Annotated in this window: 13 protein-coding genes; 7 read left to right on the top strand and 6 right to left on the bottom strand. The window is 74.0% G+C overall.

All coding sequences use genetic code 11. The annotated features are described in order from the left end of the window. The first annotated feature begins 24 nt into the window (after window positions 1-24). Genes ABT345_RS19230 through ABT345_RS19220 form a run of 3 tightly spaced genes read left to right on the top strand, consistent with a single transcriptional unit; the run spans window position 25 to window position 3,478 of the window. Window positions 25-1,002 carry a glycosyltransferase family 2 protein gene (locus tag ABT345_RS19230; RefSeq protein WP_345079827.1) on the top strand — a complete coding sequence of 326 codons (978 nt, stop codon included), beginning with the start codon at window positions 25-27 and terminating at the stop codon, window positions 1,000-1,002. Continuing rightward, complete coding sequence (locus tag ABT345_RS19225; RefSeq protein WP_345079824.1) at window positions 1,002-2,345, top strand: polysialyltransferase family glycosyltransferase; 1,344 nt, start codon at window positions 1,002-1,004, stop codon at window positions 2,343-2,345. The genes ABT345_RS19230 and ABT345_RS19225 overlap by 1 nt, the downstream gene beginning before the upstream one ends. After that, window positions 2,342-3,478 carry an acyltransferase family protein gene (locus tag ABT345_RS19220; RefSeq protein WP_345079821.1) on the top strand — a complete coding sequence of 379 codons (1,137 nt, stop codon included), beginning with the start codon at window positions 2,342-2,344 and terminating at the stop codon, window positions 3,476-3,478. Before ABT345_RS19225 ends, ABT345_RS19220 begins: the two co-directional genes overlap by 4 nt. Before the next feature lie 76 nt (window positions 3,479-3,554). On the opposite strand, the gene ABT345_RS19215 is transcribed toward ABT345_RS19220, so the two are convergent. Then, window positions 3,555-4,226, bottom strand: a complete 672-nt coding sequence (locus ABT345_RS19215) for a TetR/AcrR family transcriptional regulator C-terminal domain-containing protein (protein ID WP_345079819.1) — start codon at window positions 4,224-4,226, stop codon at window positions 3,555-3,557. Window positions 4,227-4,264: 38 nt separating this feature from the next. Here ABT345_RS19215 and ABT345_RS19210 point away from each other — a divergent pair, with 38 nt between their 5' ends. From ABT345_RS19210 to ABT345_RS19200, 3 genes are all read left to right on the top strand, one after another. Then, window positions 4,265-5,914, top strand: coding sequence for an FAD-dependent monooxygenase (locus ABT345_RS19210; RefSeq protein WP_345079816.1), 1,650 nt, complete (start codon window positions 4,265-4,267; stop codon window positions 5,912-5,914). 164 nt (window positions 5,915-6,078) lie between these two features. Beyond that, window positions 6,079-7,644, top strand: a complete 1,566-nt coding sequence (locus ABT345_RS19205) for a DUF4874 domain-containing protein (RefSeq protein ID WP_345079813.1) — start codon at window positions 6,079-6,081, stop codon at window positions 7,642-7,644. 214 nt (window positions 7,645-7,858) lie between these two features. Continuing rightward, complete coding sequence (locus ABT345_RS19200) at window positions 7,859-9,538, top strand: DUF2079 domain-containing protein (RefSeq protein WP_345079810.1); 1,680 nt, start codon at window positions 7,859-7,861, stop codon at window positions 9,536-9,538. Window positions 9,539-9,614: 76 nt separating this feature from the next. On the opposite strand, the gene ABT345_RS19195 is transcribed toward ABT345_RS19200, so the two are convergent. After that, on the bottom strand, window positions 9,615-11,012 hold the full coding sequence (locus ABT345_RS19195) for a GntT/GntP/DsdX family permease (protein ID WP_345079807.1): 1,398 nt from the start codon (window positions 11,010-11,012) through the stop codon (window positions 9,615-9,617). 75 nt (window positions 11,013-11,087) lie between these two features. Then, complete coding sequence (locus ABT345_RS19190; protein WP_345079804.1) at window positions 11,088-11,597, bottom strand: gluconokinase; 510 nt, start codon at window positions 11,595-11,597, stop codon at window positions 11,088-11,090. A gap of 144 nt (window positions 11,598-11,741) precedes the next feature. On the opposite strand from ABT345_RS19190, the gene ABT345_RS19185 reads away from it, so the two are divergent. Further along, window positions 11,742-12,443 (top strand): FadR/GntR family transcriptional regulator, encoded by a 702-nt coding sequence (locus ABT345_RS19185; RefSeq protein ID WP_345079801.1) that lies wholly within the window; start codon window positions 11,742-11,744, stop codon window positions 12,441-12,443. Between the two features lie 19 nt (window positions 12,444-12,462). On the opposite strand, the gene ABT345_RS19180 is transcribed toward ABT345_RS19185, so the two are convergent. From ABT345_RS19180 to ABT345_RS19170, 3 genes are all read right to left on the bottom strand, one after another. After that, entirely contained in the window at window positions 12,463-12,675 is a 213-nt protein-coding gene (locus ABT345_RS19180) for a hypothetical protein (protein WP_030284618.1), read from the bottom strand. 248 nt (window positions 12,676-12,923) lie between these two features. Continuing rightward, complete coding sequence (locus tag ABT345_RS19175; RefSeq protein ID WP_345079795.1) at window positions 12,924-13,925, bottom strand: hypothetical protein; 1,002 nt, start codon at window positions 13,923-13,925, stop codon at window positions 12,924-12,926. Next, window positions 13,925-14,701 (bottom strand): RNA polymerase sigma factor, encoded by a 777-nt coding sequence (locus ABT345_RS19170; protein WP_345079792.1) that lies wholly within the window; start codon window positions 14,699-14,701, stop codon window positions 13,925-13,927. Before ABT345_RS19170 ends, ABT345_RS19175 begins: the two co-directional genes overlap by 1 nt. Window positions 14,702-15,191 lie beyond the last annotated feature (490 nt).

The following is a 15,191-nucleotide window of genomic DNA, read 5'->3' as shown; positions in this document are numbered from 1 at the left end:
GGCGCCGCCCCTAACGTCACCCGGGTGGTTAAGCTCTCCGTCATCGTGCCGTTCTACAACGTGCAGACATACGCGCCCGACACCCTCAAGAGCCTGGCGGCGAACGCCCGGGAGGACTTCGAATTCCTGCTCGTCGACGACTGCTCGCGCGATGAGACCCCGCAGATTCTGCAGCGTGCCGAGCGCGAGCTGCCGGGCGCCCGGCTGCTGCGGCACGAGAAGAACGGCGGACTCGCCACCGCCCGCAACACCGGTCTGGACGCGGCGCGCGGCGAGTACCTCACCTTCCTGGACGGCGACGACTGGCTGGCGCCGGGCCATCTGAGCGATCTGCTGGGCGCCATCGAGGAGTTGGGGTGCGACTTCGTCCGCACCGACCACGTCCAGTGCACCGCGCGCGCCCGCACCATCAGCCGGGTGCCGCACGGGCGGCGCGGCGTGGTGATGAACCCGCGCGATGTGATCCTGCCCGCCGACCGCTCCACCTCGGTCGACTACGCGTACGCGTGGGCGGGCATCTACCACCGGCGGCTGCTGGACAGCGGCGTGCTGCGGTTCCGGGACGGGCTGCGGACGGCGGAGGACCGGCCGTGGATCTGGCGGCTGCACCGCGAGGCGGAATCGATGGCGGTGGTCGGGCTGCTCGGCGTGTTCTACCGGCGCGGGGTCGCCTCGTCGCTCACGCAGATCGGCGACGTGAGGCAATTGGATTTCCTGCGCGCATTCGATCAGGTAATCGAGGAAACCGCGCAGGACCGCGATGCGGACAAACTGCTGCCGAAGGCGGTCCGGACGTATTGCGCGATCATTTCCCACCATCTCGGTTCCATTGAACGTTTCGAGCCGCAGGTGGCGCGTGCCCTGCGGGAATTGAGTGCGGCGGCGCTGCGGCGCATGCCGCAGGACGTACTGAAGGAAGCGTTGGATTCCATGGATGTGCAGCGTGCGTCCCGGCTGCGGCGGCTGCGCCGCCGGCCCGTCACCTCGGGGGTCGCCGCCTGATGACCACCCGGCCGCTGACCCGCATCTTCCTGGCGTCGACCCTCTACGGCGCGGCGACCCTCGCCGCCGCCCTGGACACCGGCGCCTTCTCCCCCGCCGACCGCAACCTGCTGCTGATCTGCAACAACGCGGCGACGCCGGAGACCACCCCGGCGCTGGACGCGGCGCCCGGCTTCGAAAAGCTGCGCGCCCGCTTCGACGGCGTGCTGTCCTGGAACGCGACCATCCACCCCTTCCACCCGGGCGGCTGGTCCCCGCGCCCGGACGACGTACCGCTGTGGGAGCGGTATCTGCGCAAGGAGTGGGAGCTGGGCGACGACCGCGTCGCGCTGGTCGTCGAGTCCATCCAGGTCAACCCGGCGCTGGCGGTGGCGCAGCTCTTCCCGGACGCGCCCGTCGACGTCTACGCGGACGGGCTGATGAGCTACGGCCCGACCCGCAACAAGCTCGACCCGCTGGTCGGCACCCGCATCGACCGCCTCCTCCACCTCGATCTGGTGCCGGGCCTCGTCCCGCTGCTGCTCACCGAGTTCGGGGTGGCGGCGCAGACCGTGCCGACGGAGGCGTTCACCAAGGTCCTCGGCGAACTCGACGACGCGGCGGGCGCGCTGGAGCTGCCGGAGGGCGGGGCGCTGCTGCTGGGGCAGTACCTCTCCGCGCTCTCCATCCTCACCCCGCAGGAGGAGGAGGATCTGCATGTGCGGATGGTGCGCGGCGCCGTCGCGCGCGGTCACCGCACGCTGGCCTTCAAGCCGCATCCGTCGGCCCCGGCCCGCTGGTCGCGGCTGCTGGAGCGGGAGGCGGAACGGCTCGACGTCGCGCTGACGGTGCTGGAGACCCCGGTGCTCGCCGAGGTCGTCTACGCCCGGATGCGGCCGGATCTCGTCGTCGGCTGCTTCTCCACCGCGCTGCTGACGGCGTCCGCGTTCTACGGGCTGCCGGTCGCCCGCACCGGCACCGGGCTGCTGCTGGAGCGGCTCACGCCGTACCAGAACAGCAACCGCATCCCGGTGACGATCGTGGACGCGACGGTGCCGGACCTCGACGATCCGGCGGCCACCGCGGTCACGCCGGTGCCGCCGGGGCTGATCGAGGCGGTCGGCTATGCGATGCAGCACCAGATCTACCCGCGGCTGCGCCCGGCCGCCGAGCGGTATCTGACGGCGCATCTGACGCCGCACACCCGCCGCTACTTCAAGCGGCGGCGGCTGACCGCGCTGGCGCTGCCCGGCGCGCTCCCGTCGCAGCTGGCGTTCCTGCCGCGCAACCCGGCCGTCCTGCGGGTGGCGCGGCGGGCGCGGGCGGTGCAGCGGCGGCTGAAGAAGCGGGTCGCGACCGGATGACCGGGCAGCTGACCGCCTTGCCGCCCGCCGCCGGGGCGGACGCGCCGGCCGCCGCCCCGCAGCGGGCGCGCCGCGCGCCGTCCCGGCTGCGGGCGCTGGACGGGCTGCGGCTGCTGGCCGCGCTGATGGTCGCCGCGTACCACTACGGCGGGCGCGACGGCGAGATCGGCACGGCGTGGGGCTCCTCGCCCGCCGCGCAGTTCCCGACCGCCTCGGGCTTCTTCGCCTACGGCTGTCTGGGCGTGCAGATCTTCTTCGTGATCAGCGGTTTCGTGATCTGCCTCAGCGGCTGGGGACGCACCCTGCGGGCGTTCATCGCCTCCCGGATCTCCCGGCTGTATCCGGCGTACTGGGTCGCGGTCCTGCTGGTCACGGTCGTCTTCGCGCTGCCGGGCGTGGTCTACAAGGCCGTGCAGCCCAGCGAGGTGCTGACCAATCTGACGATGCTCCAGATGCCGCTGGGTGCGCACCGGGTGCTGGGCGTGTGCTGGACGCTCTGGGCGGAGATGCGGTTCTACGCGCTCTTCGCGCTCTGTGTGGTGCTGCCCGGGGCGACCCGGCGCCGGGTGGTGGTGTTCTGCGCGGGCTGGACGCTGGCCGCGGCGCTGGCGCAGGCGGCGAACGAACCGCTGCTGGACACCGTCCTGATGCCGGAGTACGCGCCGTTCTTCATCGGCGGCATCGGGCTGTACCTGCTGCACCGCTACGGCGCCCGCGATCCGATCGCCTGGTCGATCGTGCTGGTCAGCTGGTTGACCGGCCAGCATTTCGCGGTGGCCGGGCTGTGGCACCCGGCGTCCGCCGGCGGCTTCTCCTACCGTTCGCAGTTCGGCATCGTCGCGGTCGTCACCGCCGGTTTCGTCCTCGTCGGCGCCATCGCGCTGGGCCACTTCCGCTGGGCGAACTGGCGCTGGCTGACCGTCGCCGGCGCGCTGACCTACCCCTTCTACCTCGTCCACGAGCATCTGGGCTGGGTCGTCGTGCACGCCCTGCACCGCGGCGCCGGACTGCCGTCGCAGGCGACGCTGGCGCTGACCGTCACCGCGATGCTGCTGCTGGCGTGGCTGCTCCACCGCCTGGTGGAACGCCCGCTGACACCGCTGCTGAAACGGGCGATCGACCCGAAGCGGTGAGGGCGCCCGGGGGCGCGGGCCGATCGGGCCCGCGCCCCCGGTGCGCGTCGGCCGTGCCCCCGGGCGCCGCGGCGGCTCAGTCCGCGGCGCCCGGCCGTGTCTCCACCGTCGCCTCGATCCCGGCGATGATGATCCGCAGCCCGGTCTCGAAGTTCCGCTCGATGTCGCCGAACAGCTCGGCACCGGCGCGCGCCGCGTACGGATAGCGGTCGCCGAGCCGCGCGGTGCGCTCGGCGTCGTCGTACGCCGGATCGCGGTACTCCGGGCGGGCCGGATCCGGGTGGACCGACTGCTCCTCGATGACCAGACCGACGGTGAAGTTGTACGCGGTCCACCACGCGCGGGCCGCCTCACCCAGAGGGAAGCCCGCCTCCACGAGCCGCCGGATGAAGGCGTCGTACGGCGCGGCGTAGCCGTGGCCGACCATCCGGGTGCCGCTGAAGACCTTGGCACCGTCGCGGTAGCCGAGCAGTCCGCGGCGCAGCCCGCGGCAGACCTCGGCCAGCTGCTCCTGCCACGGGGTGGCGGGATCGGGCTCCGCCATCAGCGGGGCGGCCATCCGGCGCATCATCTCGGTGGCCATCTCGTCGAGGAGTTCCTGCTTGTTGCGGACGTGCCAGTAGAGCGCGGGCGCCTGGACGTTCAGCTCCGTGGCGATGCGGCGGACGGTGAGCTTGTCGAGACCGGCGTCGTTGAGGACGTCGAGGGCGGTGTCCACCATCTTTTTCCGGTCGATGCGCGAAACCATGTTGACAACTTAACACCGTTAAGCGCAGCCTCGGAAGCATGGAACTTAACAACGTTAAGGACGTTCCTTCGACGACCCCTGCCACGCCCCCTGACACCAGCGCTGCCGCCGGCGCCGCCGCTCCGCCCGCCCCCGCCGCGGCCCCGGGCCGCCCCGCCGCCGAGGGCTCCGGCGGGCAGGTCGACGTCCTCATCGCCGGAGCGGGCCCGACCGGCCTCGCCCTCGCCATCGACCTGACCCGCCGCGGTCTGCGCGCCCTCGTCGTCGAGCGGCAGCAGGCCCTCTCCCCCGGCGCCCGCGGCACCGGCCACCAGCCGCGCTCCCTGGAGGTCTACGACGACCTCGGGCTGCTGGACGCCGTCCGGGCGGCGGGCGGCCCGTACCCGGAGATAGGGATCTGGCGCGACGGCCGCATCGCCAAGTCCTTCGCCGCCATCGCCCGCTACGATCCGACGCCCGCCACCCCGTACGCCAACATCCTGATGGTGCCGCTCTTCCGCGCCGTCGAGCTGTTCCACGACCGGCTGCGGGAGCTGGGCGGCGAGGTCCGCCTCGGCACCGAACTCACCACGTTCGCCCAGGACACGGAGGGGGTGACCGCCACCCTCCGCGGGCCCGGCGGCGCCTCGCAGCCGGTCCGTGCCCGCTATCTGGTCGCCGCCGACGGCGGCCGCAGCACCGTCCGCCGCGCCCTGGGCATCACCATGAGCGGGCCGTCCCTGGAGGAGGGCGCGGCGCTCCTCGCCGACCTCCGCGTCGAGGGGCTCGACCGCGACCACTGGCACCGCTGGGTCCTGCCGGACGGGCGGGGCATGGTGATGATGCTCCCGCTGGCCCGCACCGACCTCTTCCAGGCGTTCGTCATGTCCCTGGACGAGACCCCGGACCCCAGCGAGGAAGGCGCCCGCGCCGCCCTCGCCCGCCACACCCATCTCGTCCCCGAGCAGATCCGCGAGGTGCTGTGGACGTCGGTCTACCGTCCCCGGGCCGCCCGCGCCGACGCCTTCCGCGCCGGCCGGGTCTTCCTCGCCGGCGACGCCGCGCACATCCACTCCCCGGCCGGCGGCCAGGGACTCAACACCGGTGTGCAGGACGCCTACAACCTCGGCTGGAAGCTCGGCCAGGTGATCCGCCACGGCGCCCCCGACACCCTCCTCGACACCTACGAGGCCGAACGCCTGCCGATCGCCGACCACATCCTCGACACCAGCACCCGCCTCCACCGCGACCGCAACTGGCGCCGCGGCCGCGACCTCCACCAACTCGGCATCGGCTACCGCGAGGGCCCCCTCGCCCAGGAGCTGCGCCCGCACGTCCCCGAGGGCGCCCCGCACGCCGGCGACCGCGCCCCCGACGCCCCCTGCACCGCCCCCGACGGCACCCCCGTCCGCCTCTTCGACCTGCTGCGGGGCCCGCACTTCACGCTGCTGGCGCTGGGCGATGCCGCGCTGGACGCCGCCGCGCTCCCGGCCGGCCCGGAGCAGCTACGCCTCGTCCGCGCCGGCGGCCCGGCCCCCGACCTCCTCGACACCCACGGCCACCTCCGGGACGCGTACGGCCCGGACTCCGCGCTGTATCTCATACGCCCCGACGGCTACATCGCCTGGGCGGCACCGGCGGAGGGCGCGGCCGGACGCGCGGCGAAGGCCCTGCGCGCCTTCTTCGGGGAGGAGGCGCCCGGGCGGTGAGCCGAGGCGGCCCGGCGGCGTGCGCGACGCCCCGCGCACGCCGCCGGGCCGCCGCCTCCGGGGCGGGAAAAGTCCAGCCCCCGGCGCGTTCCGTCCATGGCCCGGCCGGTGGCCGCCCGCGACACTCGGCGCCACCTTCCGTACCCGTCCCCGAGGAGACACCCATGCCGCTGCCGCGCAGACGCCTGCTGACGACCGCGCTGGGCGCGGCGGCCGCCGTTCCGCTCGGCGCCTCCCCGGCCCTCGCGTCCCCGGCCCTCGCCTCCCCGGCACGCGCCGCGGGCGCCTGGCACCGCGTCCCGCACCGCGGCATCCGCCCCGACGACCCGGACGGCCGAGCCCCGCTCGCCAATCCGCGGCGCGGCTTCCGCTACGAGATGTCGTACAACGCCGTGGACCTCACCAGCCCCTGGGAGAACGAACACGACCACTCCCCCGACGCCGCCCGCACCCTCGACCTGCTGGAGCGCCGGTACGGGCGCGGCGCCAACCTCACCCAGCTCTACTTCTACCTCTGGGAGTTCGCGACCTCCCCCATCCCGCCGAGCGCGCTCGCCAACATCGAGAGCGTGCTGCGCGGCCTGCGCAGCAAGGGCTACGCGGCGGTGCTGCGCTTCGCCTACGACGACGGCGTCCGCGCACCGCGCCGCTACACCGTGCAGGACATCCAGCGCCACATCGGACAGCTGGCACCCCTGATCGCCCGCCACAGCGACACCGTCGCCGTCTGGCAGGCCGGCTTCCTCGGCAACTGGGGCGAGTGGCACGGCAGTTACTACGCCCACGAGACCTACCCCGACGCCGTCACGGCCATCATGACGACGCTGGTCGACGCGTTGCCGCCGGGCCTGCACACCCAGCTCCGCCAGGCCGCCCACCGCGATCTGATCACCGACACCGCGCTGCTGGACCGGATCGGCTTCCACAACGACTACGTGACGCTGGGCGAGGGCGAATGGGACTACTACGTCCCCGGCAACCCCGGCTGGCCGACGTATCTCGACGCCACCCGGGAGCGGATGACCGACGGGGAGATGCCCTGGGACAAGGGCCAGAGCACGGACCCGTACGCCTGGAGCACCGTCATTCCCGCGCTCCCCGCGGCCCGGCGGCTCCAGACGCTCCGCTTCGACAGCCTGTCGCTGGTCCACAACGCCACCGTGACCCTCCCGGCGTGGCGGACCACGGACCTCACCGAGGCACAGGTCACCGAGGCCCAACTGCCGGTCTCGGACGGCTATTTCCACGACCGCGCGGGCCGCGCCGTCCCCCGCACCGCCTTCGAGTACCTCCGCGACCACCTCGGCTACCGCATCGAGATACGCGAGGCCCGCCACGATCCGTCGGGCGTACACCGGGACGGACTGCTGCCGGTCGAGGTGGACGTGGTCAACCGCGGCTTCGCCCCGCCGAAGCATCCGCGGCCGGTCCGTCTGGTGCTGCTGGACGCGGACGGGCGGACGGTCTCCGCCGCGGACACCCGGGCCGACTGGCGCACCTGGCAGCCGCGGGGCCGCACCGAGACGGACGACGACCACACCGCCCCCGCGCCCACCACCCTCCGCGCCCGGCTCCCCGTCCCCCGGGGCACCCGCGGCGTCCACCGCCTCGGCCTCGCCCTCCCCGACCCGGACTTCCCGGGCCGCGGTCTGCCGGTGCGCTGCGCCAACGCCTCCACCGCGTGGACCGACGGCGTGAACGTCCTGGCCGACGTGGAGCTGACCGGCTGACGCCGCGGCCGGGCCCCGCTTTGCCGGCGGGCGTGCGGACACCACCCGTTCCCCGCCGCGCCATGGACGGACCGGCGGGCGCACCGCCCTGCCTACACTCCCGTCGCGGCCCGGGCGCCCGGCGCCACGGCTGCGCGCCGGACACCGCGCCGGCCCGCGGCGGGCGGCACCATCCGGCGGGCCGAGCACAGGCGGGCCGAGCACAGGTGGAGCGATGACACAGCCAGCGGAGCGGACCGGCGGCATACCCGCGGAGGCCGGGCGCACCCCCGCCGCCCGGGAGCCTGCGGACACCGGCCGCATACCGGGGACCCGGAAACCGGCGGAGGCCACCGCGCCCCGGCCGGCAGCCGTCCCGGAGGCCGCCGCACCCCCGGCGACAGGTGCCCGGCAGCGCGACGGGCGCCGCGCCGAGCGCCTCCTCGCGGCGCTGCGCGACCGCCTCCCCGGCCCCCGGCCGCTGGCCTGGTCCCTCACCGCGGCCTGCTTCGTCCTCTACACGCTCGTCGCGCTCCTGCGCCACCGCCAGATGCTCAACGCCGGCTACGACCTGGGGATATTCGAGCAGGCGATCCGCGCCTACGCCCACGGCCGGGCCCCGGTCGTGGAGCTGAAGGGCCCCGGCTTCAACCTGCTCGGGGACCACTTCCACCCGATCCTGGTGCTCGTCGCCCCGGTCTACCGGCTCTTCCCCGGCGCCACCACGCTGCTCGTCGTCCAGGCGGCGCTGATGGCGGCGGCCTGCTATCCGCTCACCCGGTGGGCGCACCGCGCGGCCGGGCCGGTCGCGGGTCTCGTCATCGGCTGCGGCATGGGCGCCTCGTGGGGCATCGCCACGGCGGTCACCAAGGACTTCCACGAGATCTGCTTCGCCGTGCCGCTGCTCGCCTTCGCCGTCACGGCGCTCGGCGAGCGGCGGTGGCGGGCGGCGGTGGCCTGGTCCGTCCCGCTGCTGCTGGTGAAGGAGGACCTCGGGCTCACCCTGGCCGCGGTCGGCGGCTATGTGATGTGGCGGACGGGACGCGAGCGCCGCGCCGGGGAGCGGTCGCGGGGGACGTGGTGGCTCGGGCTCGCCGCCGTCGTGGCGGGGGTGGCGGGCACGGCGGTGGAGATGCTCGTCCTGCTGCCCGCCATGAATCCGCACGGCGGCTTCGACTACTGGCAGCAGCTGCCGGGCGGGGCGCCGTCCGGCGGCGGGGCCGGTCTCGTGTCGGCGGCGCTGCACCTCTTCTGGCCGCCGATGAAGTGGCTGCTGCTGTTCATGCTGGCCGCGCCGGTCGCCTTCATCGGACTGCGCTCCCCGCTGACCGTGCTGACGCTCCCCACTCTCGGCTGGCGGCTGGTGGCCGGGAACGAGCACTACTGGCAGCCGAACTTCCACTACAACGCCGTGCTGATGCCGCTCGTCTTCGCCGGTCTGATCGATGTGCTCCACCGGCGGCCGGAGCTGTTCCCGGGCCGCCGGCGCCGCCGGGTGCTGGCCTTCTCCGCGACGTTCACGCTGATCGCCGCGGCCGTCTACCCCTTCCACGACCTGGTGCTGCCCTCGGCCTGGCGCACCCCCGCGCACGTCCGCACCGCCGAGGCGGTGGCGGCGCGCATCCCCGACGGCGCGCGCGTCGCCTCGTCCAACCGGCTGGCGCCGATGCTGACCGGCCGCACCACCGTCTCCCTGGTCTGCTTCGGCACTGGCCCGGACCCCGCCGCGCCCACCGGCCTGCCCGCCCGCCTGCCGGACTGGGTGATCTCCGACCGGACCGACCCCACCGTCAAGACCCCCTGCCCGGCGGCCGGCACGGCCCGCATGCTCGACCTCTACCGCGCCCACGGCTACCACCAGATCACCGAACAGGACGGCATCGTCCTGCTGAAAAGGCCGCCGAAAGCCCCCTGATCTGCGGATACGCGGATACGCGAGGGGCCGTACCGGCGGCATCCCGCCCGTACGACCCCTCGCGAAGAAAACCGCGCTAGACGACCAGCGACAGCAGCAGCACGCAGGCGATGCCGACCACCGAGATCAGCGTCTCCATCACCGACCAGGTCTTGATCGTCTGGCCGACGTTCATGCCGAAGTACTCCTTGACCATCCAGAAGCCGGCGTCGTTGACGTGGCTGAAGAACAGCGAGCCGGTGCCGATGGCGAGGACCAGCAGCGCGACATGGGTGCTGCTCATGTCGGCGGCGAGCGGGGCGACCAGGCCCGCCGCGGAGATGGTGGCCACCGTCGCGGAGCCGGTCGCCAGGCGGATGGCGACGGCGATCAGCCAGGCCAGCAGCAGCGCGGAGATGTTCCAGCCCTTGGAGATGTCCAGGATCATCTGGCCGACGCCCGCGTCCACCAGCGTCTGCTTGAAGCCGCCGCCGGCACCGACGATCAGCAGCACACCGGCGATCGGGCCGAGCGAGGACTCGACGGTGGTGGCGATCTTGCCCTTGGTGAACCCGGCCGCGCGGCCCAGCGTGAACATCGCGACGACGACGCCGGCCAGCAGCGCGATCATCGGGGAGCCGATGACGTCGAAGACCCGCTGCACGGAGTCCTTCGGATCGTCGATGACGATGTCCACCAGCGCCTTGGCCAGCATCATCACGACCGGCAGCAGCACGGTGGCGACGGTGACGCCGAACCGCGGCCGCTTCGCCAGCTCCGCCGAGGCGCGCTCGGGAACCATGTTCTCGGGCGGCTTGATGTCGACCCAGCGGGCGGCGTAGCGGGCGAAGAGCGGCCCGGCGACGATCGCGGTGGGGATCGCCACGACGACGCCGAGGGCGAGGGTGATGCCGAGGTTGGCGCCGACCGCGTCGATCGCGACGAGCGGCCCGGGGTGCGGCGGGATCAGGCCGTGCATGACGGAGAGCCCGGCCAGTGCGGGGATGCCGATGCGCATCAGCGAGAAGTTGCCGCGCTTGGCGACGAGCAGGACCACCGGGATCAGCAGCACGATGCCGACCTCGAAGAAGATCGGCAGCCCGACGACGCAGGCGATCAGCACCATCGCCCAGGGCATCGACCGCCGGTTCGCCTTCGCCAGGATCGTGTCGACGATCTCGTCGGCGCCCCCGGAGTCCGCGAGCAGCTTGCCGAGGATCGCACCGAGGGCGATCAGCACGCCCGTACCGGCGACCGTCGAGCCCAGCCCGGTGGAGAAGCTGGCGATGGCCTTGTCCAGCGGCGCACCGGCGGCCGCACCGAGCACCAGCGAACCGATGATCAGCGACAGGAAGGCGTGCAGCTTGAACTTGGTGATGAGCACAACGATGACGGCGATGCCCGCCAGAACGGCGATGCCCAGCTGCGCATGACCGGCCGAGGTGATCGGTTCGACCGCGTCCGCTGCGAGCATCTCGACGCTGAGATGAGTCACGGCGATTCCTAGGAGGAGGGGAGAAAAGGGCCCGTGGGGCGGGCCCGGGGGTGGGTGGGCGCGAGGGCCCGGGGGTCAGACGGCCAGGGCGCGGAGCGCGTCGGCCGCGCGGGCGGCGATCTCCTCGGGGGTGCCCGAGACGTCCACCGCCACGCCGCGTTCGTCGGCGCCGAGGGGTTGGAGGGTGGCGAACTGCGAGTCGAGCAGCGCGGTCGGCATGAAGTGGCCCTTGCGCTCGGCCATCCGATGCTCGATCAGCGCGCGGTCGCCGGTGAGGTGGAGGAAGACCACGTCGGGGGCGGCGGCGCGCAGCCGGTCGCGGTAGCCGCGCTTGAGGGCGGAGCAGCTGACCACGCCGCCGTGCCCGGCCCGCTCATGGGCCCAGGCGCCGATGGCGTCAAGCCACGGGCCGCGGTCGGCGTCGTCCAGCGGGGTCCCGGCGGACATCTTGGCGATGTTGGCCGGCGGGTGGAAGTCGTCGCCCTCGGCGTACGGCACGCCGAGCGCCTCGGCGACCAGCGGGCCGATCGTCGTCTTGCCGGTGCCGGCAACTCCCATCACGACGATGACGTGGGGCGTGCTCATTCCCGGATACCTCGCTGTCTTCGCTGTCTTCTTCGACCTCGGTAGGACACCCCACTGAAACCCATTACGTATGACTTATTCAAGAGAGTGTGGCGCAAACGTCATACTTAAAGTGGCAGTCGGGCGGAACGTAGGGTGATCCCCATGGAGAACCAGGGGCAGGGGCCGCACACACGGGTGCTCGAAGCCCTCGGTCCGGCGATCACCGCGGGCGATCACACACCGGGCACCGTCCTGCGCACCGAGGAGCTGGCGGCTCAGTTCGACGTCTCGCGCACCGTCGTCCGCGAGGTGATCCGGGTCCTGGAATCCATGCGGCTGGTGACCTCCCGCCGCCGCGTCGGCGTCACGGTACTGCCGCCCGAGGAGTGGAACGTCTACGACCCGCGGGTCATCAGCTGGCGGCTGGCCGGACGGGACCGCCCCCGGCAGCTGCGCTCGCTGACCGTGCTGCGCTCCGCCGTGGAGCCGGTCGCCGCGGGGCTCGCCGCCCACCACGCCGACCCCGCCCAGTGCGCCGCGCTCACCGAACACGCCATGGGCATGGTCGCCACCTCCCGCGGCCAGCAGCTCGACGCGTATCTGGTGCACGACACCGCGTTCCACCGCGTGGTGCTGACCGCCTCCGGCAACGAGATGTTCGCCCGGCTCGGCGATGTCGTCGCCGCGGTGCTGACCGGCCGCACCGCGCACCATGTGATGTTCACCGACCCGGACCCGGCGGCGGTCTCGCTGCACGTCCAGGTCGCCGAGGCGGTACGGGTCGGGGACGCGGCGCGCGCCGAGGAGCTGACGCGTCAGATCACGGTCGGCGCCATGGCCGAACTGGACGTGCTGGCACCGTAACGGCCGCGGGGCACGCCGCTCAGAACAGCGGCTGCTGGCCCGGGAACGGCGGCTCCTCCGGGTCGAAGAGCTTCTCCGCCGGCGCCATCATCGGGGCGATCCGCCGCGACCCCGGGCAGGAGACCAGCTCCAGCACCGTGCGCCGCCCGGGCGGGTCGTGGCGGGCGAAGCGGCCGCCGACGACGGCGATCTCTCGGGTGCAGACGGGGCACGCGCGGCGGGGTGACGACATGCCACCAGTGTGACGCAGCCCCCGCACGCCCCGCCCGGCGGCCGGACCGCCCGCCGACGGGCGGACACCAAGAACGCGGCGGAGAGACCCGCAAGGCACGGAAGAAGTGGGGGGGCGCGGGCAGGGCCGGGGGAACGTGCCCCGCCCGCGCCAGGTGCGCGAGGTGCCTGGGTACGGGGGGAACCCGGCCCGCGCGCCGCCGATGACCAGTCGGCTCACTCAGTACTGCGCCGGGCGCCGAAAAAACGTCACACCGAAGCGGGAGCGGTGGCGTTTGCGCTGGTGGAAGGCGTCGGGACCGCGGTGTCCGAGGCGGACGGCTCCGGCGAGCCGGGGGCGGGCGGCGGGGCGCCGGGGGTGGAGGGCTCCGGTGCGGTGGACGGTTGTCCGTCACCGTCCTCGTCGCCGCCGTGGCCGCCGCCTTGGCCTGCGCCCGTGCCGCCGCCGTCGGCGTTCCCGTCGCCTCCGCCGCCGTTGCCGCCGTCGCCCTTGCCGTTGCCGCCGCCGTCGCCGTTGCCCTGCTGCTGGAGGTAGCGGCGGCAGAAGGCGTGCACCTTCGCCGGGCCCCCGGCGGCACGCTCCAGACGCTGAAGGGTCTCGCGGTCCATGTCGCCGCGCCGGCCCGCCTCGTAGTCCCGGCAGAGCGCCAGCACCACGGCCCGCCGCTCCGCCGAACCGTTCTTGCCGTTGCCCGGCACGCCGGGCACCCCGCGGCCCGGGCCCCGGGTGGCGCCGGCGGACGGCGGGGCGGTGGTGGAGTGCGAGGCGTCCGGGGTCGGGGAGGTCGTCGGGTCGTCGGTCGGCTTCTGCCCCGCCGTCGGCCCCGGGGAGCCGGGGGCGGTGGTGCCGGGATCCGGGGATTCGAGGGTGCCGGGGCTGACGTCCGTACTGACGCCGGAGGCCGGATCGGGACCGGGCCGGAAGGGGCTGGGCAGCACGCCCGTCCCCGCGGCGACCGCCACCCCGCCCAGCGCGCAGGCGGCCAGCGCCACGGCGAAACCGCGCCGGAAGGGCCGGGCGAGACCGGCGCGGGCCGCCGGGCGGGGCGGTGCGGCGGGGCGGGCCCGGCGGAAGGCGGCGACCGCGGCTTCCTCCCCGGGCAGCGGCCCGGTGCCCGGCCCGGCGGGGGCCGCGTCGTCCAGCAACCGGGCGAGTTCCTGCGCGCCGTGTGCGGTGGTGCCGACCGGCTCGCCGCGCAGCAGGCGCTCCGCGGCATCGTTGTCGAGCCAGTTGTACCGGTCGTCGGCCATCACATGTCCTTCTGCGTTCGCGCGGCCGATTCCGTCACACCCGGTACGTACGATTCCGCCACGCCGTCACGGCGTCTTCGCCCCTGTACGGGGACCCCGCCCATCGTTCCACCACCCCCGCGTCCTCCGCCGCGCGCCCGGCGGCCCGGGGCGTCCTCGGCCGCGCCGTCACTCCCGGTCACCGGTCCGGCCGCGGCGTCCTCGTGCTCCGCCCGGTCGCCGAGGAGTTCGGCCAGCCGGCGCAGCCCGCGGTGGGCCGCGGTGCGGACCGCGCCCGGCCGCTTGCCGAGGACCTTCGCGGTGCTCTTGGCGTCCAGCCCGACGACGACCCGCAGCACCACCGCCTCCGCCTGGTCCTGCGGGAGCGCGGCTATCAGCCGCATCGTGCGGCCGGTGCCGAGGGCGGCGAGCGCCTCGCCCTCGGTGTCGGCCGGGCCCGGGGTCTCGACCAGCTCGCTCTCGTCGCCGCCGCTCACCGGGCGGCGGCCGCGCATCCGGATGTGATCCAGCGCACGGTTACGGGCGATGCGGGCCGCCCAGCCGCGGAACCGGTCGGCGTCACCGCTGAACCGGCCCAGGTCACGGGTGATCTGCAGCCACGCCTCCGAGGCGACGTCCTCCGCGTCCGCCTCGCCCACCAGCGTGCGCACATAGCCCAGGAGCCGGGGGTGCACCGCACGGTAGACCTCGCGGAACGCCGCCTCGTCGCCGTCCTGTGCCGCCTGCACGGCAGCGGTCAGCCGGCTGTCGTCCGGCTGGGTGTCGTCCCCTCGCACGGGTCCATTCCTGTCACGTGCGGAATCTCCGCTGCCCGGTCCTTGCTCCTGCCCCACTGCCCGCTACCGGCCGCCGCCTCCGGCGACAGCTGCGGAACCCCCGGTAACCCCGGTGGTTCCGCAGACGGTATAACGGCTGATCACCGCGGCCTGCCCCGGGCCCGGAATCGGCCACGCGCGGCCCGGGACGTACTGCGCGTATCGCGCGCATCGACCCATCGAACCCCCCCGTTGACGGCGGCCCGGCTCCGGCCGCGGCAGCTGTACGACAAGCGCGCCGACCGGCGCGAAGTGGCACGTTACGGGCCCCGCCCGGCCGCCGTCCAGACCCGCCGGGGTGCCGCCTTCCGCACCCCCTGTGACGCTTTTGGCGCGTACGGCGCTGTATCGGTTGAGGGGTCCGTGACGGGCCTCTCCCGCGAACGACGGCCGGGGCCTCTCCTGTGGGGGGTGGCGGCCCCGGCCGTCCCGCGGGCCCCGCCGCCGGGTG

Source organism: Streptomyces sp. NPDC000404 (genome assembly GCF_040300365.1).
Classification (GTDB): Bacteria; Actinomycetota; Actinomycetes; order Streptomycetales; family Streptomycetaceae; genus Streptomyces; species Streptomyces ramulosus.
Note: the sequence above shows the minus strand (reverse complement) of the source record. Positions and strands in the feature narration are given on the sequence as shown.